Genomic DNA, 20,760 nt, shown 5'->3' on the forward strand with positions numbered 1-20,760 from the left:
GTACATGCATGCAGAGGTGCCGTCAGGCACCGTCGGTTCAGCTTTGATGCAGGGCCAGAAGAGGGGGCGCGCGGGACGAAAATCCGATGCCGTGCGGGCGCGCAATGCATGCGGGCTGCCGGGCGGGCGCCATGATGATACCGGTGACGGTCAGAACGACGTCGGTCGCGACACGCTCCGGCGCAGGCAGAACAGACGCGCCGAAACCGTGGCACCATTCGCAGCCTGAACCACCGGACTCCGACTTTTCCCGCGCCGTGCCATCTGAAAGGTCGATCACCTTCAGACCTGACGGCGTACAGATCACCAGTTCCTGAACCCCGGCGGCGATCAGGCTGCGGAACTTCGCCTGGTCCAGACTGCCGCCCACGGTCACGGGTGCCGCGGCAACTGCCCACGTCATCAGGAACTGGACGATGATCCAGGCGACGAGCGGGGCCAGGGCTGGAATTTTCTTGCGCACTAGGTGATCTGGTCCGGGGCAAGGAGGGTGCAGGAATGGTCAGGCTGCACAGTCAAGTACCTGCAACGCAATCGCAATCAGCGCCGTGCGACGATCAGAACCAGAACGCGTGGTATCAGGGTCGTGCATGTGCGGGGCCACGCCGCCCTCAGCCGAACATGTCCCGCGTGATCGACGCGTACCAGCCTTCTGCAAACCGGGCTTCGTGCGCCCGAACAGCAGCTCCCCCATCCATGGGGCTGAGACCGCCGGAGCCGTCGATGCCGATGATGCCGTCCTGGGTCGAGCGGTAGACCTTGGCGACGGAGATGCCGTAATCCGGGGCCACGAGACTGTAACAGGTATTGGCAAAGGAGCCGGAGACCGGCGCCTCGCCGGCCAGCACCCTGACGATGTTCGCTGCCGCCACCTTGCCCTGACTGTTTGCGGAGAAACCTGACTTCGGCATCTGTCCGGCAATCGCGGCATCGCCGATGACATGAATGTCCGGTGCCATCTCCGACGCGAATGTCGTCGGATCGACCGGACACCAGCCGTCGGCATTGGCCAGTCCGGCATCGCGGGCAATGGCCCCCGCCCACTGGGGCGGGATGATGTTGATCACGCCGCCGGAATGTCGCGTGCCGAACGCCGTCTCCACCCATCGCCCGGACGCGCTCACGTTGACGATGCGCCCGTCGTCGCGGGCCGGGACATGTTCGATCATGCCGGGATAGAGACCAGACCAGGCCTGCATGAACAGGCCCTGTTTCGAGAATCCGTCCTTCGCGTCGAGGATCAGAACCTTCGACTTCGGCCGGTTCTGCTGCAGCCAGTGCGCAATCAGGCTCGCCCGTTCATAGGGCCCTGGCGGGCAACGGAAGGGATTGGCGGGCGGCGCAATGATCACGGTCTCGCCATCGACCATGGCTTCCAGTTGCCGGCGCAGCAGCACGGTCTGCGGTCCCGCCTTCCAGGCATGGGGCATCACCTCCGATGCGGCCTCATCGTAGCCTGACAGGGCGTTCCAGCGCATGTCGACACCGGGGGACAGCACCGCCTTCTCGAAACCGATCCCGCTGCCGTCGGCAAGCCGCACGGTCCGGGTCTCCACATCCAGCGCCAGGGCCCGCTGGTGCACGACCTCCACCCCGAACCTGTCCGACAGCCGGTCGTAGGTATGCGCAATATCGGAAATCTGCCGCAGACCGCCCAGAACGAGGTTGCTGAACGGACAGGTGTGGAAGGTGCGGTTCTGCTCCACAAGCACGACAGACAGCCCCGGCGCGAACTGTTTCAGATAACGGGCTGCAGTTGCCCCGCCGAACCCGCCGCCGACGACAACGACATCCACCTTGCGGGCCGCGCGTGCCGGGCCTGCACCGAGTACGGTGGCTGCGGCCACACCAACCGCAAGGCGACCGATATCACGACGGGAAAGAACCGGAGACATGCTATCTCCCCTTCCCGAACTGGCCGGACAGTTGTGCGATCTCCGCATCCGAATAGCCTTTGGCGATTCGGTCCATGACCGTCGCAGGGCGTGTTCCGGACCGGAACGCCCGAAGCGCCGCGACGATCTCGGACGGTGTGAGCCGGTCGATGGCAGGAATGCTGCCCGGACTCGCACCGCCGGGGCCATGGCAGGCAGCGCAGGAAAGCGCCAGAACGGCGGCCTCGGTCACATCCCCGGCGGCAGCCGGACCAGACACGAAAACCGTCAGGCAAACCGCCACCGCGATGTTCCGGATCATGCGTCCCCCTCCTGTTTTCTCTCAGCCTAGCACGCCAGCAGGCGGGATCCTGCCTTCAACTCCGCTTGAATTTTATGTCAGTATATATGACTATATCAGTAATATTGACTCATATTGGGGAGGAGATCATGGAATTTTCGTGCGCCCAGGACCGGGCAATGACCTGGATCGAGGCCTGGAACAGTCACGATCTGGAGGCCATTCTGGCGCTCTATGCCGAGGATGCGAGCATGGCCTCACCCTATATTCAGGATCTGGGTATCGATCCGACCGGCGTCCTCACCGGCAAGACGGCGCTGCGCGGCTACTGGGCCCGGGCGCTGCAGCGAAAGCCCAATCTGCACTTCCGTCGACAAGGGACCTTTGCCGGGGCTGACAGCCTTGTGGTGACCTACTTCAATGAGGCCGATCGGCTGGTGGCGGAGTTCCTCCGCTATGGAACCGACGGTTTGATCGTTCAGGGAGCTGCCCAGCACAGCCGCTGAATGGTGAACGGCGGGATACGTTCAGGGCCGGTGCTCAGCGCGCCTCCGGCAGGCGCAGGACGATGGACAATCCACCTTCGGGATTGCGCTCCGCCACCGCCGTTCCGCCAAGGGCCTCGACATTCCGGCGGGTCAGCCACAGGCCGAGACCGTCGTGCCCATCGTCGGCCCCGCCTGTATCGCGGATCGTGACATGGCGGAGGAAGATGAACTCCAGCCGGTCCTCCGGCACACCCGGCCCGTTGTCGGAGATCCGGGCTTCCACCATGCCTTCCCCGACGGGTCGGATCGTGATCGTGATCTCGCCGTCCTGACCCAGCAGGCCAAGGGCATTCTCCAACGGGTTCTCGATGGCGATGGTGAGCAGATCCCTGTTCCCCACGACCGTCGTGCGGCCTTCACTCCGGACACTGATCGTCGCCCCCGATTCCTCCGCGACCTCCGCGAAGCCATCGACAATGCGCCCGATCAGGTCGGCGAGGTCCAGACGTGTCTTGTCCGGCGAGATCAGTGCGGCAGTCGCCTCCTCACTGCGGCGAATGGCACCGATAAGGCTGTCGAGGCGCTCCACGGCACGGTCGATCCGTTCGATGGACTGGTGGGGTGCGGCCTTCACATCCGGCAGTGCCCGCCGGAGCGGCTCCAGGGCCTGTGCAATGACGCCGACAGGGGTCTTGAGGGCGTGTGCATTCTCTTCAGCCGAAGTCCGCAACTGATCGGCGGAACGACGCAGGCTGCCCACCATGTCATCGAAACTGCGGGCAACCCCATCCAGTTCCGGCAGTCGGTTGAGGTCACGGAAACTGGACTGGCGGCCACCTCCCCGCCGCATCACACCCGCCAGGTCGGCAAATCGCTGCAGGTTGCGCCGTACCGACAGGAACAGGCCAAAGACTGCAACGACCATCAACAGGTAGATCCCGGCGCTGACCAGCATTTCCGGGCTCTGCCAGTAGGGCACTTCCGCAGGCGATCCCAGACGCGCAACTTCCGCCTTCGTGGTCACCACAACCCAGCAACCGGCCGCATTGCTGACGGGTGTCACCGATGTGATGGCCCGGCGGCTGCCGGAGACCGTTTCGTATACGGAACCGGTGCGCCCCGCCCAGGCGCAGTTGTCCTGCAGAATGGAAAGCGCACCAGTCGCCAGCAAGCGCTGCTTCTCGCTGTCGAAGGCATTCTCGGAAATCGTCGGCCAGGCCCCGACAAAGAAGAATCCACCGCTGTCACCCGCGGGCCGGAACAGCACCCGGATGCCATTGCCGCTGCTGTCGAACCGGGCAAGCACTTCCTGCAGCTCCGGCAGGCGCGTGGGATCAAGTGATGAGAGAATGCCGCTGGCGATCAGCGCGCCCTGCTCCGCCACCGCCTGACGCAGCAGACTGCGTCGCTCACTGTCCGCCTGCTGCAGTTGCAGGTAGATGATCGCAGGCACGATGGCGAGAATCGCGGACAGAATGACGAGGCGCATCCAGAGGGAACGCAGGAAGCGGGACATCAGCCTACCTGATCCGATCAGGCATCGCGTGCCTTGCGCCAGCGGTAGCCGAATCCGGGATAGTTTTCGATCTCGGCAAACTCCGGATCGATAGTCTCGAACTTGCGACGGATACGCTTGATGATGCTGCGGACATTCGTGCGGAAACCGTCGTCGCCGGACCCCGCGTGAAAGCCCTCGCCACGTACCAGATCGTAGATCTCCCGATAACGCATGTTGCGGCCCGCATTCTCCGCCAGGTGACGCACCACGGCAAATTCGGAGATTGTCAGGTCGACCTCATGCTCCTTCCAGAGCGTGCGGGCGGAATCCGTGTCCAGCAGCAGGTCGCCAGCCCGATGTTCCGCCGATGCTGCGTCGCTGTTTCCAGCCGCCCCGCGCGTGCCGCCAAGAATCAGTTCGATCCGCCATTTCAGAATGGAAAAGCTGCGGGATTTCTCGATGAAATCGACCGCGCCACCGATCAGTGCCGCCTCCTCGTAGATCTGATCGCTCAGGACGGTCAGGAAAATGACAGGCAATTCGATCCCGTCCGCCCGAATCTGCTTCAGGACCTCGATGCCGTTCATCCGTGGCATCTTCCAGTCGAGCAGGATGAGGCCTGGCGCGCCGCCGGCCTCCAGCGCCGCGATCACATCAGGCCCATCCGGGAATTCCTGAACGCTGAAGCCAGCGTCCTCGAGGTTCTGAGCCACCGATTCCCGGAACAGGTCGTCGTCATCAACCAGGAAAATACGAGGCTGCGGCTGCTCACCCATCAGCAACTTTCTCCGCTATCGGATCGGGACACCGTTCATCCCTTCCGACCGTTGTATCGACCTCCAGTCCCGCCGTCTCGAACGTCAGGGCCTTCAGCAGCTGGTTGTTCACGTCACGGAACAGGAACAGCGCCAGTGTGCAGCCGGAGAACCGGTATTCCCAGATCGTGGCAGGTGATTGTATCCGCACTTCGGATGGGGAGCCCATCTGGCGCAGCAACTCGTCGGCATTCAGGCCCACGAGCTCGCCAAAAGGTGGTTTCTCCCTCAGTTCCCCGCCGACAGGCGCTTCGGCATCGCGACTCGCCCGGGTAGAAGGCCCCGGCTCGACCACACCGGCCCTGGCGACGGGACGCCGCGGGGGCAGAGGCGGCACCTGCTGCTCCCCCGGCGCCAGCACCGCAAGACCGGGCGACGGCTCGGTCTGCGGACTCGCTGCACCACCCGCCAGGGACCGCTGAGCGCCCCCGGCCTGTGGCGGCGGTAACTGCTCGCAGGCAGCCAGAATAACAACAAGCGTCAGAGCTGCTGCGGACCCGAGCCAATTCATCCGGGCCAATCCCCCTACCGATAGTGGAGCTTCATGGTACCCCGTTACGATCTGCAGGGGAATTCCGATGCTTATCACGTTATTCGCCGGATCGATAAGGTGTCCACTGTCAGAGGACGGCAGCGATCACCGCACCACGGTCGCGACAGAACTGACAGACTTCATTGGCGTGACAACGCGCCCGCCTCAAGGATTCTGCCAAAACGTAAGCCTGCCCGACCGAAATCGATCAGGCTGCCAATGGTCCGGGATCGTGCGCGCTGATCGGCAATCGAATCCTCCAGCGATGCGGCCCCACGGGCAAGACCGCTGCTGCGTCGGACCGCACGCCGTGCCGCCATCGCCTGGCGCATGAGCGAACCGCTGGATGCGGCAACTCCCCGAGCCCCACCCTGAACATTCTGACGTGCCAAGGTCCGGGCAAGTTGCTCCTGTCCCTCGCGATCGCTTCGGGCAAGGTCAAGGCGGGTGCGGGCACGGGATACCCGGCGCGTGGCCGATGCCGCCGATGCCTGCTGCGCGCTCGAAAGGGCAGAAAGCCCCAGGGTCGCTATTCCTGCGGAAACTGGATCAGCCATTACTGTGTCACCTCTGCTGTGATGGAGAGAATACTTGCTGGCTCGGTCGATTTTCCGGTCACGCAGACAGTTGCCCCGACATCGCCGCGACCGCCGTTCCACCCGAGCAGGCGAACAGTCGCCAGTCTGGCAGCCACCTGGTCGGCGCTGCCGAAGGAAGCGGAACCGAATGTTCGTGGCTCGACATCCCGGCCATTGACCGCGAACCGGCCTGCGCGACCCGTGCGGATCGTGGCGCGCACCAGGCGATGCCTGTTGCCGATGAAGGTGCCGTCCGTCAGTTCCGCCTCCAGCGGCATAGTCTCCACCGTCCAGCCGAACGGAAACCCGACTTCGAGACTGTCGACCGCTTCCGGGGTCGTGACGGCGCCATCGACCACGGTCGCGGCACCAAGATCCACGCCTTCGCTGAACAGGTGCACCTCGCTACCGTCCAGTACTTCCAGGCCATTCCATTCCGTCGCCGGCACGACGCCAACCGGCGTAGCGACAACCGAGGAATCCAGACAGGACCCAGGCTCCAGACATTCGACGAACCAGCGCGTGCTTCCCGACAGTTGCCGGGACACGACAGCATAGACCCGGGCGCCGACGGCACAGATGGCCTTGACGAGACCGCCACCCCCCAGACGAAGGCGGGTCCATCCGGCGATGTTCTGAGCGCGACGGGTGTTCAGAACAGCAATCGTACCGTCCGCGTTGGCGAGCATCAGGTGATTGGCACCGTCCAGCTCCGTACCCTGTCGCGCTGTCATATCGACCGGCGAATCGATCAGGCCACCGGCCAGCAACCCCAGATCCTGCGGCACCAGCACCTGCCGGGCATCGTCGAACACCAGCTCATTGCAGGTCGCGCGCACCGAGTCGCTGGAGGAACGGATGAACACGACCACGCCATCCAGCTCCACCGGGCGTATCGGCGCTGCGGGCAGCTCGCTCTGCCGCCTGAAGAAGAAGTTGGCTGGTGTGACCGGCGTCTCGGTACAGGCATAGACGCCGCCAGATGTCATGGCGAGAAAGTCGTTGGAGACGAAGAGCTGCTCCACAGCGGCGATCTGGTCATTGTCCAGCGTCAGCTCGACGGCTTCGTCATCCAGAACATCCGCTGTCGTTCCGAAGTCGAAGAAAGATCCGGCCCGGGACCCCCAGATGGTCTGCGGGCGGGACCTGTTCTGTCCGAAGTAGAGTCGGCCCTGGAACAGGTTGACTGACCGAGGCCAGCCGCGCAGGTCCGACCACGCATCCTCCTCGACCGTCCAGAGGCCCGGCTCTGCAGCCGTCGTTTCCTCCGGGGTCTGCACGACCGTACCTTCGACGACCGTAGCGCTGGTCCTTGCCGTCACCCGGACCAGACCGCCATGGATCCGGACCCAGAACGTCGGTGCCCCTTCCGACAGGTCGACGGACGCGAAGTCGATGTCATCCGTCGATGTCACTGTCGCCGTGTCCCCGGAAATGGAGATGGATGCCGTCCCGAGCGTCAGTCCGCGGAAGTTGAAGGTCGGCGTGTTCGTCAGCGGAAGTGCGCCCAGCACCCAGTCCTCACCCTCACCGTCATGCTGGCGCAGCAACCGTCGGGGCGGGTAATCCGGATGCACCAGGATCATGGTGTCGAGACTCTGCGTCCATGAGACATCAGCCAGTTCATCCGAGGTGAAGAACCTGTCCGCGTCATCCGGGACCTCGGGATCGGGGATCAAGGACTGGTTCAGGACACCATCCTCGAAGACGTCGATGCGCCGGTGCGAGAAGGCGATCAGATAGGACTTGCCGAGTGCGAAGGTGAAACTCGCCAGACGGATGGTCTCTTCGCCCTCGGGTGGTTCGATTTCGGCGACATGACGAAACCCGCCTCGCGTGGTCACACCGCCTTGGGCCATGCCCAGCACATTGGTCAGATCCCGGGCCCCGGCGAAATAGGCCCGGACGTCGGTACGTGCCTCGACGGCGGGATCCAGCATGCCACTGGTGAAGCTGAACTGCTGCAGGGCTGTACGTCTGGGCATCGGTTCATCCTCTCACGTCGACAAGCGGGAAACGTTCGATCGTCTGCGGTGTCTGCTGCTGACCGTCGATGGTGCGGGCGCGCGCAAACTCCCGTTCCGCTGCATTCGCCAGCATCTCGGTGCGGCTGGTGTTCTCGGTCAGCGGCAGACAGAGATCGGCCGCCAGCCGACAGATCAGCGCCTGATCGAAGAAGGCCGGAAAGGCGCTCTCGTCAGGGCGAAAGATGTAGGTGAGCATCAGGGTCTCGGCGTTGGCATGCAGCCGCCGTTCCTGAATGCGATAGGAAATGCCCCGACCGCGCCCGGACTGGCCATGACCGGCGGACAGGACCCGCAGGAAATCGCCGGGCAGGCTGAACGCATGATCAAAGTCGGCGCGCGGGGTCTCGTCCAGCCTGGCAAGCCGGACCTGAGCGGTGGCAAAGGACCAGGGATGGCCCGAAAGCAGGGAATCACGGCAGACCCCATACAGAAGCGAGGCAATCTCGGCCTCGGCGGTATTCTCCTCGAAACTGCTGATCGGCTGTGCACCGACCTTGAGCAGCGCCCGTGCGCAAAGCTGCACGCTGTTGAGGGCCATTGGCGGCCTCCCTTGAATGAAGGAAAGAAGGGGTGGGGAACGCGGCACCGCTCGGCACCACGTCCCCCGACCGGTCAGCTGCCGTCGCTGCCGCCCACGGCGGTCAGGTCGGTAACATCGACAGTCTCGCCGGCGTTCTGGTTAACGATGGCAATGCCATGCCCGTCCGTAGCGCGGACGAAGACCCAGTCATCGACCCGCAGCATGTCGCTGGCGCCGTTGAAATAGCCGGCGGCAACAACATCGGCCTTCGCGTCGTCGGTCGTGGCATAGCCCCAGATGGCGAAGCCTGCGCCACCCCCGGCCATGCGTTCGAGATTCTCGATCTTCAGTGCCATGAGGTCACTCCAATCAGGATTCGGCGCAGGGAATGGTGACGACACCGGCGGCGTCGATCAGGACAGTGCCCTGGCTCATGTAGTTGTTGACGAAATGGGAGGCGTGATCGCCGTGCCAGGTGATGTCGGACGTGACATCACTGCCGATGGCATGGCCCACGGCCGTCTTGTGGTACCAGTGGCAGAGCCGGTTGCCCGACTCGTCGGCCGACAGTCCGGTATGCGGGAACCAGAGCGTGCCGAGCCAGGTCTTGGCCTGCGTGTGCTTCCAGGGCAGCTGACCGTCGCCGACATAGTCCGCATTGGCGAACTCCGGAATATCCAGCAGTTCCGACCACTGCTTCCAGCCGACAACGGCATACCGTTCGCCGTCATCAGGCACATCGGCCTCGCCCAGGATCTCGAAGGCTTCAAGGATCTTCGCCTTGGTCAGTCCCCCGGCCGTGGTCGGCGTGAGGTTGGTGGACCTGGCCAGTTCCGTGACGATCAGGTCATCGGTCTTGCGACCCAGGGCATAGGCGCCCGCATTGACCTGCACCTTCATCTCGTCGGTGCCGGACTTGATCTGGTCCAGCCGGTCAACCCAGTCACCGGCATAGAAGTCCTTCAGGAAGCATTCCACCGCCTCATGCGAGACATTCATGGTCGGCACCAGACCGTGCCGTGCCTTGACGGATGCCACGCCCTTCCCGACCTTCTGGAAAACGGTCGAGGATCCCTTGACGTTGTTCTGCGTGCGCACGGTCTCACGCAGTTTCGTGCCCTGTCGCTGGTAGGCGATATGGACGTTCGTCGCATATTCGCGACGAAAGCTTTCGTCGACGCTGTTGCTCATCTTCAAACTCCGAGAATGTGTGAAATTCGCCGGGTCCGCGTCGGATAGGCCGGTCGATTCCGCTGCCTGCACGATGACGGGCAGCCTCTCGCTGTTCCGCTGCCGGGGGTTGGCGATGGCGCCAGTGGGCCGGGGCAGGTACAAGCAGCGATGAATGCGTATTTATACCGATATTTACCGAATTACAAGCCGCAAGATTCGCTGCCCGCTTGTCGCATGGCGGGACAGCCGCCAAGATGCCCGTCCTCTCTTCTCAGGAGCCCGCCAGATGACCAGACCGTTCCCGAAGCACCCGCAACTGTCCGGCAACTATGCCCCGATGCTGATGGAGGGGGAGGCCGGCGATCTGATCGTGCGTGGCGAGCTGCCGGACGCTCTCAACGGCACCCTGTTTCGCATCGGCCCCAATCCGCAGTACCCCCCGCGCGACCGGAATCATCACTGGTTCGCCGGCGACGGGATGGTGCACGGCTTCCGGTTCAGGGAGGGGCGTGCCAGCTATCTGAATCGCTGGGTCAGGACTACGAAGTTCCTGGCGGAACGCGCAGCAGGGGAGGCACTGTTCGGCACCTTCGGCAATCCCATGACGACCGATCCGTCCGTCGTCGGCCAGGACTCCGGCCTGGCAAACACCAATATCATCCACCATGCCGGAAAGCTGCTGGCGCTGGAGGAAGCCCATCCGCCTTTCGAGATGGCAGGCGAAGACCTGTCATCGCGCGGCTACCACACCTTCGCGGATCGCCTGACGGGTGGGAAGATGACCGCACATCCGAAGATCGATCCGGAAACCGGCGAAATGCTGTTCTTCGGCTATTCGACAGGTGGCCACTTCACGGACCGGATGACGTTCCACGTGGTGAGTGCGGAAGGCGAGATCACCCGGGCGGAGTCCTTCACGACCCCCTATTCGGCCATGGTGCATGACTTCATCGTCACCCGGTCGCACGTCGTGTTTCCGGTCCTGCCGCTGACCGGCAGCCTGGAACGGGCAATGAAGGGACAGTCGCCGTTCGCGTGGGAGCCGGAGAAGCCCGGCTGGCTCGGTGTCCTGCGCCGCGACGCTGGCATCGGGACGCTGAAGTGGATCGAGGTTCCGGCCTGCTATGTGTTCCACGTGCTGAATGCGTTCGACGATGGCGACGATATCGTCGCCGATGTCATGAAGTACGATGCCGCGCCCCTGTTCCCGCACGCGGACGGCACGCCGGGTGATCCGTCGGCTGCCACGTCCACACTCTGGCGCTGGACCCTGAATGGGCCGGCAGGAAGCTTTTCCGCACGTCAACTGGATGATCGGCCGGGTGAGTTCCCCCGGGTTGACGACCGGCGCGCCGGACTTGCCCACCGGCACGGATGGATCGCCGCGGTGGACCAGCGCCGACCGGGAGATCGCGGTGTCTGGACCGAATATGTTCACCTGGACCTGCAGGAGAAGCGCCGGACGATCTGGACAGACGGCGCCGACACGCAACTGTCAGAGCCTGTTTTCGTGCCCGCTTCCCCGGATGCCCCTGCCGACGATGGCTGGATTCTCGGCATTGCCTACAGGGCCACCGAGAATCGCAGCGATGTCCTCGTCTTTGCCGCGACTGACCTGTCGCAGGGGCCGGTTGCGACGGTCGAACTGCCGCATCGTGTGCCGCACGGGTTCCATGGCAACTGGGTCGATGCGGCGACCTGAGCCTGAGGTCGGCTGAGGCACAGGCTCAGGCCGGTCGCATCAACCGAGCGTCGTGCGCAATTCTCCGGGCTTGCCCAGATCATCGACGAAGGCAAGCAAAGCCCGCCGCCCGCTGTTGCGGGAACGGCGGTTGCGCAGGCGCGCCTTGTTCTGCTTTTCCAGCCGCCTGGACTCCTCTTCCTCCCGGCGCGCCGCATTGTCTGCGGCCGAGGTATCGGCTCCACCACCCAGCATGGCCATGTGAGACTCTCCACTTGCTTGATGCGCGCACACGATGTGCACACTTGCAGATCGGGAGCAGTCTAATGCTCGGCCTGAATTGCGTTCCCCTCCGCGTCCGCCAGCGCCAGAAGCCGCCGGACATCCGCTGTTGACCCCCGTGGCGCGTCCTTCAGGAATTCCGCTTCCTGCCTGAGATCACTCAGCCTTTGCAGCGCCATCCCGCGCGGCAGCATGGCCCGCACTTCGAACGCGCCATCCGGCCAGAGGCGATAGTCCAGATACCCCAGCATGGGCACCCCCGTGCCGACTCGCAGGCCGGAGCGGTAAGCTGTTGCCGGGGCCCAGACAAACCGCGTCTCTCCGATCCTGACATCCAGATACTTGTGCAGGTGACCACTGGCGACAAACCGTACCCGGTGACGCAACAGCAGGGAGAGCAGGCGCGCGCGGGTGCCGGAGGGAGCGATGATCTCCAGTGGCGTCCCGGCGTCGATCCGGCGCGCAAAGAACATGGGCTTGTGCAGGAACACACCGACCGGTCGCCCACGGCCGGACTGCAATGCCTCCTCCAGCCAGCGCAACTGGACCGCCTCTTCCGGCAGGCCTGTGCCGAGAAGCTGCGAGTTCAGACCGACAAGCCGCCAGCCCGCCACATCTCGAATCCAGCGATCCGGCCCGAACCGTTCACGATAGCGGGCAAGCCGCTCCTCGGTGACCGGCTGCGCCATCATCGCGAAACCGGGCTCCTCCCCCACATCATGATTGCCGGGCAGGGACAGGACCGGCGCACGGAAAAGCCGGTTGGCCGCCACCGCAAGATCCAGATCCAACGGTCGCTCGACGCCATTGATGGTGAGGTCGCCGGTATGGACGACCAGGTCAGGCGACAGACTGTTGATGCTCGCGACTGCAGCCAGATAGTTGGCAACGAAGAAACCCTGCCTGTCGCTCAGATGCGTGTCCGAGATCTGGACCAGCCGCAGGGCGGACAGGGGTCGCTGACGATCACGCGGGCTATTCGAACAGATCGAAGATCTCCGCCAGTGCGGTTGTCTGGCTGCCCTTGGTGGAGCTCGGAACCAGGATCGGTGTCTTGACCCCCGCATCGCGCCAGCGCTCCAGTCCCTCCAGTATGCGCGACCTGGGCCCGGCCATGGTCACGCTGTCCAGCCATTCGTTGCTCATCAGGCTCGGGATACGATCGGTTTCACCTGCGTTGATGGCAGCTTCGATGTCCGACATCTCCTGCTCGAAGCCGGCGGCGGACCAGTACTTGCGGTAGTTGGGAAGCAGAACGTAGCGGGAGAGCGTCTTGCGATGAACCGCGCGACCGGCATCGATATCGTCGTCGATCGCCGTTGGAATCATGGCCGCCGTGAAGAAGTCATCGCTCGCAGAAGCGGGGCGCGCCGCCAACTGAGCGGCAACCGTGTCACGCGGACCATTGGCCCAGACCGCGCCATTCCCGACCTCGACCGCCAGATCGAGCATCCGGTCCCGCAGCGTGGCAAGCACGAGGGGCGGCAACTCCCCGACTTCCTTCTCCGCCGCGCGCATCTCGGCAACATAGGCGCGCATGTCCGTCACGGGCTTGCGTGTCCTTGGCACACCGTGCCGGTCCAGCGAGACCTCGTGGCTGATGCCCAGCCCCATGCGAAAGCGCCCCCTGGAAATCTCATGCAGGAAGGCGGCATTGTCGGCCAGCTGACGCGCCGTCTGGAAGTAGATCGGCTGGATCGAACTGCCCACGACCAGACGCGTCGTCTCCTGCAGGATGGCCTGGCAGAATGGCAGGCAGGCCGAGACACTGGTGACGAAGACACCGGCGAAATCACGGGCTTCGGTTTCCTTGGCGAACTCGATCATCCGGTCACGGCGACCGGGCAAGGCGGCGATGGCAAGAGCTGGCTTCTGCATGATCGAACTGGTCCTCCCCAAGAACACGATCATTCCATCGTAGTTCAAGGACGGCACCGCAAACAATCACCGGTGTATCGGAGAAAACCGGAACTGCTTTCAGGATTACCGGTAACTGTACCGAAATCGGCTCGCCATGGAGGCAAAGCGGACAGGCCTCGTGTCAGGGGCGCGACGCGAACCGGGGCCGCAACCTGATCGGAGCAGTGCAAGCATGACCGAACACATCAAGATCAACAGCACCGTGCCGCGGGCAGAATATGCTGCAGACGGCATGACGACCGCATATCCGGCACCATTTGCCTTCCTGAAGGCGGCCGACCTGAAGGTCTGGATCGGGTCCGCGAAACAGCAACTCGACACGGACTACACGGTGACAGGTGAAGGCACGACCGCAGGCGGGACCGTCACCTTCACCAGCCCACCGGCGACCGGACAGAGCGTTGTCATCAGCCGGCAGGCCACCGTCGCGAGAATGTCGGATTTCCTGCCGGGCGGGAGCCTGCGTGCCGACACGCTGAATGACGAACTCGACAGGCTCACCCTTGCCCTGCAGGAGGCTGAAGCGGCGAGGGAGCGGTCATTGCGTATCGCCGATCATGACGCGGATGCTGCCCCCGGCGCACTGCCGACGCGGGCGCTGCGCGCGTCGCGCGTGCTTGCTTTCGACGACCAGGGAGACCCGGTCGCGGGTCCCGCCAGCAACATCCTGTCCGATATCGAAGGGGCTGTGAGCAGCGTGACCGAAGATGCCGCTGCCGCCGCCGCAAGCGCGCTTTCAGCGGCGGGTGACGCGGCCTCCGTTGCCAATGTCGCGGCCCTGGTCCAGAACATTCCAGCCACCCTGTCAGCCACCGGTGACGGGGAGACTGTCGCCTTCACCCTCTCCCGCGCGCCGGTCGATGACAGGGCGCTGCTGGTCAGCCTGGACGGCATCATTCAGCACGGGACCGCATTCGCCACCTCAGACAATGTCCTCACCTTCGCATCTGCTCCGCCAGACGGTGTCGCGATCGAGATCCGCGACCTTTCGGCCACGGCGATCATCGATGCCGCCGAAGTCTCAGCTCTTGCGGCCATCTCCGACGCCATTCCGACCGTTGCCGCAATCAGTTCGGACGTGTCATCCGTCGCGGCAGCCGAAACCGCGATCAGTGACGTGGCGACCGACCTGAACGGCGCGAACACCATCGGTGCCGCAGTCGCGGCAGCCAGCGCGGCCGCGGCGTCGGAAACCGGTGCCGCGGCGAGCGCCACAGCCGCCAGTGCAAGTGCCGTGTCAGCCGCCGCCTCCGAAGCAAATGCGGAAGCTTCCGAATCCGGCGCCGTCAGCGCACAGGCACTGGCGGAGATCGCGCAGACTGCCGCGGAAGCCGCGAGGGCCGGAGCGGAGGCTGCCGAAACCGGCGCCGGGACTGCGGAGACGAACGCGGCCGTATCAGCCAGTGCCGCCGCCGCCAGCGCATCAAGCGCTTCCGGCGCCGTGGCCGACGCGATCATCGCTGCCGCGCGCGGAACCTTCCGCAACCGCTTCGACATCCTGCCATCGGCGATCCTGGGTTTCGACCTGGGCGAGGTCAGCCAGATCGTGCTGACCCGCGCGACAGCGGGTTTCACCGATACCGACGGAGGCGGGATCGAGAGCAAAGGCATCGATACGCCCCGTCTGACCCATGATCCGGAGACCGGAGAGCCACTGGGGCTTCTGCTGGAACCCCAGCAGACCAACCACATGATCCACAGTGATCTGCAACCCGGCGGGATCGGTGTGACCAACACCGCCGGGAATGCGCTGGCTCCCGATGGAACAATGACGGCGCGGACGATCTTCCAGACCGCCGACAGTGGCGGCCATGCTGTCGGCAACGCTTTCAACACCACTGGTGTTGTCTCCGGCACCCGATACATCGTTGCCATGGACGTGAAGGAGGTCGGAACAGTCCCGACCCAACATGCATTCTACGCCTATGTGGGCCCCTTCGACGGTGCAGCGAGCGACTATTTCGGCTGGCGCTGGGACTTCGCGACGGAAACACTCACGCCTTACAAGACCAGTTCATCGACGGTAACGGTCGGGCACCGGAAGTTGGGCGCGGGCTGGTACAGGCTCTGGGCCTCGGTCGTTGCACCAGGCGCTTCCGGCACTTCCGGTTTCGTTCTGCAGTTCACGGATGGTATCGGCGGCGCCACCAGCTTTGCAGGCGACACGAATGCCGGGATCGCGGTCAAGGGATGCCGCTGCATTCCCGCCAGCCATGCGGATGCGCTGCCGCCGAGCCAGATCGAGACTGACGGATCACAGGTGACCCGCTCCGCCGATCTGGCAATTGTCGATCTGTCCGCCCAGACCGCATTCCGACCGGACGGATTCTCCATACTGGTGGAGGCGGAGATCCTTGACGATGACGGCACCCTGCTCGCCATCGGCAAGACCGCGACACAGGAAGTTGCGCTCGACCTGCAGGGTGGCGACCTGCACGTCACCAGCAGCAGCGGGCTGAACCTGACCGCCGCGAGCGGGCTTGCGCCCGGTGACCGGATCGTCGCCACGCTGCGCATGGCGGAGAATGACGTTGCCGTCTCGGTCAATGGGGCAACCGTCGTCACCGAAAGCAGTCACACACTCCACGGCGATGCCAACGAGATGCGGCTGGGTACCGATCTGTCCGGCACCAGCAACCTGCCGTGCGTGATCCGTCAGGTCGCCATCTTCGGCCCCCTTCCCGACGCAAGACTGGAGGCAATGAGCAATGGTTGAGTTCGTGAACCACTATCTGAAATTCCCGGATGAGGCGACCGCCGCATACGCGCTCGATGGGGCAGGAATTGCCCTGACGCCGACACCGGATCAGGACATCGACTTCGTGGGCACCGTCTGGAGCACGGCTGTGCTGGACGACAATGGTGACGTGGTCGTGCCGGCAACCGCCATGACGGGCTGGCACGTCAACCTACGCCTGCGCAACATGGATCTGCCGACCGCACTGCTGCCCTTCTCTCTGTTCCCGGCAACACCATTCCGGAGGTTTGCATGATGAGTATCACCCAACCAGGACGAAACATGCTCTCAGGCATTGGCGACGCTGCCGAACGTACTGTTGGAACGGGAGCGACCGAGCTTCCGGCATTCGCGGACCTGCCGGAACCCGTTCTGGCGAGTCAGGCGGAGGCGGAAGCGGGAACCGAGACTACGAAGATGATGTCGCCACAGCGTGTCGCGCAGGCGGTCGCTGCCCTGGGTGGCGGGATCCGGCGTGGCGGGTCCGGCGACACATCCAGCGGCACCAGCGTGACGATCACTGATCTGGCCGGCATCTCCGGGCCGGACATGATCGACATCTGGCTGGATGCCGTCAGCGTCTCGGGCAGCGACAGCCTCTTGATCCAGATCGGCGACAGCGGTGGTCTGGCTACCAGCGGCTATGTCTCCGGCAGCGGCACCGCCGCCACGTCAGGGCAGTTCACCACCAGTACGAGCGGGCTGGTCCTCTACCAGGGCGGCAGCGGCATATGGCGTGGTGTGATCCAGTTGCGCCGCACCACGGGCAACAGCTGGGTCGCGTCCCATGCCATGCAGGCGTCTGACGGAGGTCTCGTCATCTCCGGCGGAGGCAGCAGAACGCTCTCCGGCGCGATTGACCGTATCCGTGTCACACCAGCCGGGACAGACACCCTTTCCGGCGGCCTGGTCCAGTTGTTTGTCGGCAGGTCAGCATGATGAGCGACGTGGAACTGGCAAGGCTGGACGTTCGCCTCAACGCCCTCGAACGCAAGCTGGACCGCATCGAGGATGATATCCGCGAAACCCGGGCGATCTTCAACCGGGGCCGGGGTGCCGTCTGGGTCCTGGGTGTCCTGGGCGTGCTTGTCGGGCTGGGGCTGGGCTGGGCCGAAAAGATCCAGAAGCTGATGCAATGAGGATCCCGCCCGTCCGCCCCAACGCCGCGCCTGTGTCCGGTCTCGACGCTCCACGGCTCCACCAGGCGCCGGGGTGAGCAAGCAAACGGCGGTTGCCTGTCCCGCAACCGATGTCACACTGGCTACATCGGAAGAGTAGCTGGAGTGAGACCATGGCCGAGTACGACCTGATCATCCGCAATGCCCGGATCCACGATGGACTTGGAAGTGCCGAATGCGTTGGGGACATGGCTGTTGACGGGGGTCGGATCGCTGCAATCGGACAGGTATCCGGTACCGGTCGTACGGAAGTGGATGCGGCTGGCCAGGTGCTCATGCCCGGAATCATTGACATCCACACGCACTACGATGCGCAGCTGACCTGGGACCCGACCGCGTCCCCCTCGCCTGCGCTGGGCGTCACCACGGTCGTGATCGGCAACTGCGGTTTCGGGATTGCGCCGGCCACACCGGAATCACGCGACACACTGCTCGCCAACCTCTCGGTGGTGGAGGCCATGTCCCTCGACAGCCTTCATGCCGGGGTCGATTGGTCGTTCGAGAGCTTTGGCGAGTATCTCGACCTGATCGACCGCAAGCGGCCCTTTCCGAACGTGGCTGCACTGGCCTCCCATTCCGTCATGCGTACCGTCGTGATGGGTGCGGAAGGGTCGGAAAGGGCAGCGACACCGGACGAGCTGAAACAGATGCAGGATCTGCTTGCTGACGCCATGGCTTCGGGTGCCATCGGCATCGGCTCCTCGACCTTCGAGAACCATTTCGGTGCCGCAAACAAGCCCGTTCCTTCCCGATTGGCCGAGAACGCGGAATTCCGGGCCTTCGCCGAAACGATGGGGCAGGCCGGTGGCGGCATCATGATGGCGACCTGCGGCGACCGCACGGATATCCCCTTCCTCGGCGAACTTTCGGAGATTTCGGGCGGCACGACGATCTACGCGCCGATGCTGCATTTCTCCAACCAGCCGGACCGGGCCATCGGCATCGCCCGCGCCTGTGCGGCGGAGCGCGAGAAGGGACGCTCGGTCTATGCCCAGTGCTCCTGCCAGCCGCTGTCGATGGACTTCACGCTCGCCTCCGCCTATCCGATGCTGACGATCGACGGCTGGCCCGAAAGTGCCCCGGTCGCGGATCTGAAACATGCCTTTGCGGACCCCGCGCGCCGCCAGCGCATCCGGGACGCGCTGCAGGTGCCGTCGGGAACCCGCATCTTCAATGGCCACTGGGACCGGGTCGAGGTCACGATCACGCAGGATCCGGCCAATGCCGCGCTGGAAGGCCGCACGATTGCCGATATCGCGAAGGAACGCGGCGAGGATCCGGTGGACTTCTTCTTCGACCTCGCCCTCTCCGAGGGACTGGAGACCACCTTCACCGCCAAGCTGCTGAACGTCGAGGAGGACGCGGTGGGCGAACTGCTCGCCATGCCCGGCAATCTGGTCAGCCTGTCCGATGCCGGTGCGCACCACACGTTCTTCTGCGATGCGGGTTTTGGCATGCATTTCCTTGGCCACTGGGTGCGGGAACTGGGCGCATTCGATCTGGCGTCGGCCATCGTCAAGCTGACCTCGGAGCCCGCCGGGATCTACGGCCTTGACGGGCGCGGGGTGCTGAAGCCGGGCAATGCCGCCGACTTCATCCTGATCGACCCCGACACCGTCAGCATCAGCCGCACCCGGCGACTGAAGGACCTGCCTGCCGGCGGTGAACGGCTGGTGCGTGACGCCCCCGGTCTGCTGGGGACCTGGGTGAACGGAGTCCAGATCTTCGACGGCAGCGACTATTGCCCCGTCACGGGTCCGGGCGCGGTCCTGCGCCGCCGCTCCACTGATCGGCGGCAGGCCGCCGAATAGGGGCACCGCGCATGGACATTTCCTCCCTCATCGGTGAACTCGGCAGCCGGATCGAGCAGATTGTCGGGACCGATGGCCCCCTGCTGGACCGCCTGCTGGTCCCCTGGACATTCTATCAGGCCCTGATCCTGCTCGGACTGGTCCTGCTTGCGCATGTCATTTCCCGCATGATCACGCCCCTGGTCTCCGGCGTTGGCCAGGGAGCGCCTCACCCGCTGACCTCCGTCTTCAGGGCCATGGTCAATCGGCGACGGGCGATCCTGCTGGCGCTGCTGCTCTGGCTGACCGTCCTGACACTGAGGGAAGTGACCTGGCCCAGCCGGTCATTCTATCTCGCCATATGCGCCAATCTGGTCACCGCCTGGGTGATCATCTCCCTGCTGACCCGGCTGATCCGCAACCGGTTGCTGGGTCGGACCCTGGCCATCGGCATCTGGGGCGTGGCCGCGCTGAACATCACCGGCATCCTGCCCGTGGTGCTGGATGCACTCCAGTCGGCGACCTTCGGCATAGGGGACCGGCAGGTCTCCCTGCTGGCCATCGCCAACGGGATGATCATGGCCTTCGTGCTGATCTGGATCGCCATCCTTGTCAGCCGGCTGGTGGAGCGTCGCATCTTCTCCACGCCCGATCTTGCCCCGGCGACGCAGGTGCTGCTGTCAAAGCTGTTCCGGATCGCTGTTCTGACCGGGGCTGTAGTGGTTGCCCTCGATCTCACCGGCATCGATCTGACAGCCCTCGCCGTCTTCTCCGGCGCGGTGGGTCTCGGTCTGGGCTTTGGCCTGCAGAAGGTCGTGTCCAACCTGATCAGCGGTTTCATCCTTCTGACGGACAAGTCGATCAAGCCCGGTGACGTGATTTCCCTGGGTGAGACATTCGGCTGGATCAACAAGCTCAATGCCCGCTATGTCTCCGTCATCACCCGCGACGGCAGGGAATTCCTGATCCCGAACGAGGACCTGATCACCAACCAGGTGATCAACTGGTCCTACTCCGACAAGAACATCCGCCTGGAGATCAAGTTCGGCGTTTCCTATGACAGCGATCCGCATCTGGTACGGAAGATCGCCGTGGAGGCGACGACAGGCGTGGACCGGGTGCTGCCGTCACCCGCACCGGTCTGCCATCTGGTGGAGTTCGGGGATTCATCCATCGACTTCGTGCTGCGCTTCTGGATCATCGATCCGGCGGAAGGCGTCGTGAACATCAAGGGCAAGGTGTTCCTCGCCCTCTGGGACACGCTGAAGGAACATGAGGTCAGGATTCCCTATCCCCACCGCGAAGTCATCCTGCGTGAGCCTTTGAGGGCTGCCAGCCCGCCCGAGACGTGATAGATCGCTGCCGG

At 64.2% G+C, this 20,760-nt stretch carries 21 protein-coding genes; 8 read left to right on the forward strand and 13 right to left on the reverse strand.

Translation table 11 applies throughout. The annotated features are described in order from the left end of the window. Positions 1-37: 37 nt before the first annotated feature. From QGV55_RS15680 to QGV55_RS15690, 3 genes are all read right to left on the reverse strand, one after another. Positions 38-463 carry a hypothetical protein gene (locus QGV55_RS15680; RefSeq protein WP_281019713.1) on the reverse strand — a complete coding sequence of 142 codons (426 nt, stop codon included), beginning with the start codon at positions 461-463 and terminating at the stop codon, positions 38-40. A 148-nt stretch (positions 464-611) separates the two neighbouring features. Beyond that, on the reverse strand, positions 612-1,895 hold the full coding sequence (locus tag QGV55_RS15685) for an NAD(P)/FAD-dependent oxidoreductase (RefSeq protein ID WP_281019712.1): 1,284 nt from the start codon (positions 1,893-1,895) through the stop codon (positions 612-614). A 1-nt stretch (position 1,896) separates the two neighbouring features. Further along, positions 1,897-2,196 carry a cytochrome C gene (locus QGV55_RS15690; RefSeq protein ID WP_281019711.1) on the reverse strand — a complete coding sequence of 100 codons (300 nt, stop codon included), beginning with the start codon at positions 2,194-2,196 and terminating at the stop codon, positions 1,897-1,899. A gap of 128 nt (positions 2,197-2,324) precedes the next feature. On the opposite strand from QGV55_RS15690, the gene QGV55_RS15695 reads away from it, so the two are divergent. Further along, positions 2,325-2,681, forward strand: coding sequence for a nuclear transport factor 2 family protein (locus QGV55_RS15695; protein WP_281019710.1), 357 nt, complete (start codon positions 2,325-2,327; stop codon positions 2,679-2,681). 34 nt (positions 2,682-2,715) lie between these two features. Here the strand turns inward: QGV55_RS15695 and QGV55_RS15700 are convergent, their stop codons facing one another. From QGV55_RS15700 to QGV55_RS15730, 7 genes are all read right to left on the reverse strand, one after another. After that, positions 2,716-4,179: a HAMP domain-containing sensor histidine kinase gene (locus QGV55_RS15700; RefSeq protein ID WP_281019709.1), complete on the reverse strand. Its 1,464-nt coding sequence runs from the start codon at positions 4,177-4,179 to the stop codon at positions 2,716-2,718. A gap of 17 nt (positions 4,180-4,196) precedes the next feature. Next, a complete protein-coding gene (locus QGV55_RS15705) occupies positions 4,197-4,937 on the reverse strand; it encodes a response regulator transcription factor (RefSeq protein ID WP_281019708.1) in 741 nt (246 codons plus the stop codon). After that, positions 4,930-5,313, reverse strand: coding sequence for a hypothetical protein (locus tag QGV55_RS15710; RefSeq protein WP_281019707.1), 384 nt, complete (start codon positions 5,311-5,313; stop codon positions 4,930-4,932). Before QGV55_RS15710 ends, QGV55_RS15705 begins: the two co-directional genes overlap by 8 nt. Positions 5,314-6,064: 751 nt before the next feature. Next, positions 6,065-8,071 (reverse strand): hypothetical protein, encoded by a 2,007-nt coding sequence (locus tag QGV55_RS15715; protein ID WP_281019706.1) that lies wholly within the window; start codon positions 8,069-8,071, stop codon positions 6,065-6,067. A gap of 4 nt (positions 8,072-8,075) precedes the next feature. Then, positions 8,076-8,651: a hypothetical protein gene (locus QGV55_RS15720; protein WP_281019705.1), complete on the reverse strand. Its 576-nt coding sequence runs from the start codon at positions 8,649-8,651 to the stop codon at positions 8,076-8,078. A gap of 74 nt (positions 8,652-8,725) precedes the next feature. Continuing rightward, entirely contained in the window at positions 8,726-8,989 is a 264-nt protein-coding gene (locus QGV55_RS15725; protein WP_281019704.1) for a hypothetical protein, read from the reverse strand. A gap of 13 nt (positions 8,990-9,002) precedes the next feature. After that, entirely contained in the window at positions 9,003-9,824 is an 822-nt protein-coding gene (locus QGV55_RS15730; protein WP_281019703.1) for a phage capsid protein, read from the reverse strand. A 268-nt stretch (positions 9,825-10,092) separates the two neighbouring features. Between QGV55_RS15730 and QGV55_RS15735 the strand changes: the two genes are divergently transcribed. Further along, the gene (locus tag QGV55_RS15735) at positions 10,093-11,508 is read left to right on the forward strand and encodes a carotenoid oxygenase family protein (protein ID WP_281019702.1); all 1,416 of its coding nucleotides are present in this window, start codon (positions 10,093-10,095) and stop codon (positions 11,506-11,508) included. A 39-nt stretch (positions 11,509-11,547) separates the two neighbouring features. Here the strand turns inward: QGV55_RS15735 and QGV55_RS15740 are convergent, their stop codons facing one another. The 3 genes from QGV55_RS15740 to QGV55_RS15750 all read right to left on the reverse strand — a co-directional run bounded on the left by QGV55_RS15740 (position 11,548) and on the right by QGV55_RS15750 (position 13,647). Beyond that, complete coding sequence (locus QGV55_RS15740; RefSeq protein ID WP_281019701.1) at positions 11,548-11,748, reverse strand: hypothetical protein; 201 nt, start codon at positions 11,746-11,748, stop codon at positions 11,548-11,550. Between the two features lie 62 nt (positions 11,749-11,810). Next, positions 11,811-12,836: a metallophosphoesterase gene (locus QGV55_RS15745; protein ID WP_281019700.1), complete on the reverse strand. Its 1,026-nt coding sequence runs from the start codon at positions 12,834-12,836 to the stop codon at positions 11,811-11,813. After that, positions 12,745-13,647 carry an LLM class flavin-dependent oxidoreductase gene (locus QGV55_RS15750; RefSeq protein WP_281019699.1) on the reverse strand — a complete coding sequence of 301 codons (903 nt, stop codon included), beginning with the start codon at positions 13,645-13,647 and terminating at the stop codon, positions 12,745-12,747. The genes QGV55_RS15745 and QGV55_RS15750 overlap by 92 nt, the downstream gene beginning before the upstream one ends. A gap of 214 nt (positions 13,648-13,861) precedes the next feature. Here QGV55_RS15750 and QGV55_RS15755 point away from each other — a divergent pair, with 214 nt between their 5' ends. From QGV55_RS15755 to QGV55_RS15780, 6 genes are all read left to right on the forward strand, one after another. Beyond that, entirely contained in the window at positions 13,862-16,405 is a 2,544-nt protein-coding gene (locus QGV55_RS15755; protein WP_281019698.1) for a phage tail fiber protein, read from the forward strand. After that, a complete protein-coding gene (locus tag QGV55_RS15760; protein WP_281019697.1) occupies positions 16,398-16,682 on the forward strand; it encodes a hypothetical protein in 285 nt (94 codons plus the stop codon). The genes QGV55_RS15755 and QGV55_RS15760 overlap by 8 nt, the downstream gene beginning before the upstream one ends. After that, positions 16,682-17,365 (forward strand): hypothetical protein, encoded by a 684-nt coding sequence (locus QGV55_RS15765; RefSeq protein ID WP_281019696.1) that lies wholly within the window; start codon positions 16,682-16,684, stop codon positions 17,363-17,365. Before QGV55_RS15760 ends, QGV55_RS15765 begins: the two co-directional genes overlap by 1 nt. Continuing rightward, on the forward strand, positions 17,365-17,565 hold the full coding sequence (locus tag QGV55_RS15770; RefSeq protein ID WP_281019695.1) for a hypothetical protein: 201 nt from the start codon (positions 17,365-17,367) through the stop codon (positions 17,563-17,565). The genes QGV55_RS15765 and QGV55_RS15770 overlap by 1 nt, the downstream gene beginning before the upstream one ends. A 152-nt stretch (positions 17,566-17,717) precedes the next feature. Continuing rightward, positions 17,718-19,415, forward strand: a complete 1,698-nt coding sequence (locus QGV55_RS15775) for an amidohydrolase family protein (protein ID WP_281019694.1) — start codon at positions 17,718-17,720, stop codon at positions 19,413-19,415. Between the two features lie 11 nt (positions 19,416-19,426). Next, positions 19,427-20,746: a mechanosensitive ion channel domain-containing protein gene (locus QGV55_RS15780; protein WP_281019693.1), complete on the forward strand. Its 1,320-nt coding sequence runs from the start codon at positions 19,427-19,429 to the stop codon at positions 20,744-20,746. The last annotated feature ends 14 nt before the right edge of the window (positions 20,747-20,760 follow it).

Source organism: Minwuia sp. IMCC3009 (assembly GCF_029909415.1).
Lineage (GTDB): Bacteria > Pseudomonadota > Alphaproteobacteria > Minwuiales > Minwuiaceae > Minwuia.

Bases quoted from the DNA above. Each gene is read 5' to 3' on its own strand.
- QGV55_RS15685 (WP_281019712.1), bottom strand. From the start codon at position 1,895: ATGTCTCCGGTTCTTTCCCGTCGTGATATCGGTCGCCTTGCGGTTGGT.
- QGV55_RS15690 (WP_281019711.1), bottom strand. From the start codon at position 2,196: ATGATCCGGAACATCGCGGTGGCGGTTTGCCTGACGGTTTTCGTGTCT.
- QGV55_RS15695 (WP_281019710.1), top strand. From the start codon at position 2,325: ATGGAATTTTCGTGCGCCCAGGACCGGGCAATGACCTGGATCGAGGCC.
- QGV55_RS15700 (WP_281019709.1), bottom strand. From the start codon at position 4,179: ATGTCCCGCTTCCTGCGTTCCCTCTGGATGCGCCTCGTCATTCTGTCC.
- QGV55_RS15705 (WP_281019708.1), bottom strand. From the start codon at position 4,937: ATGGGTGAGCAGCCGCAGCCTCGTATTTTCCTGGTTGATGACGACGAC.
- QGV55_RS15715 (WP_281019706.1), bottom strand. From the start codon at position 8,071: ATGCCCAGACGTACAGCCCTGCAGCAGTTCAGCTTCACCAGTGGCATG.
- QGV55_RS15720 (WP_281019705.1), bottom strand. From the start codon at position 8,651: ATGGCCCTCAACAGCGTGCAGCTTTGCGCACGGGCGCTGCTCAAGGTC.
- QGV55_RS15725 (WP_281019704.1), bottom strand. From the start codon at position 8,989: ATGGCACTGAAGATCGAGAATCTCGAACGCATGGCCGGGGGTGGCGCA.
- QGV55_RS15730 (WP_281019703.1), bottom strand. From the start codon at position 9,824: ATGAGCAACAGCGTCGACGAAAGCTTTCGTCGCGAATATGCGACGAAC.
- QGV55_RS15735 (WP_281019702.1), top strand. From the start codon at position 10,093: ATGACCAGACCGTTCCCGAAGCACCCGCAACTGTCCGGCAACTATGCC.
- QGV55_RS15740 (WP_281019701.1), bottom strand. From the start codon at position 11,748: ATGGCCATGCTGGGTGGTGGAGCCGATACCTCGGCCGCAGACAATGCG.
- QGV55_RS15745 (WP_281019700.1), bottom strand. From the start codon at position 12,836: ATGCGGGGGTCAAGACACCGATCCTGGTTCCGAGCTCCACCAAGGGCA.
- QGV55_RS15750 (WP_281019699.1), bottom strand. From the start codon at position 13,647: ATGCAGAAGCCAGCTCTTGCCATCGCCGCCTTGCCCGGTCGCCGTGAC.
- QGV55_RS15755 (WP_281019698.1), top strand. From the start codon at position 13,862: ATGACCGAACACATCAAGATCAACAGCACCGTGCCGCGGGCAGAATAT.
- QGV55_RS15760 (WP_281019697.1), top strand. From the start codon at position 16,398: ATGGTTGAGTTCGTGAACCACTATCTGAAATTCCCGGATGAGGCGACC.
- QGV55_RS15765 (WP_281019696.1), top strand. From the start codon at position 16,682: ATGAGTATCACCCAACCAGGACGAAACATGCTCTCAGGCATTGGCGAC.
- QGV55_RS15770 (WP_281019695.1), top strand. From the start codon at position 17,365: ATGAGCGACGTGGAACTGGCAAGGCTGGACGTTCGCCTCAACGCCCTC.
- QGV55_RS15775 (WP_281019694.1), top strand. From the start codon at position 17,718: ATGGCCGAGTACGACCTGATCATCCGCAATGCCCGGATCCACGATGGA.
- QGV55_RS15780 (WP_281019693.1), top strand. From the start codon at position 19,427: ATGGACATTTCCTCCCTCATCGGTGAACTCGGCAGCCGGATCGAGCAG.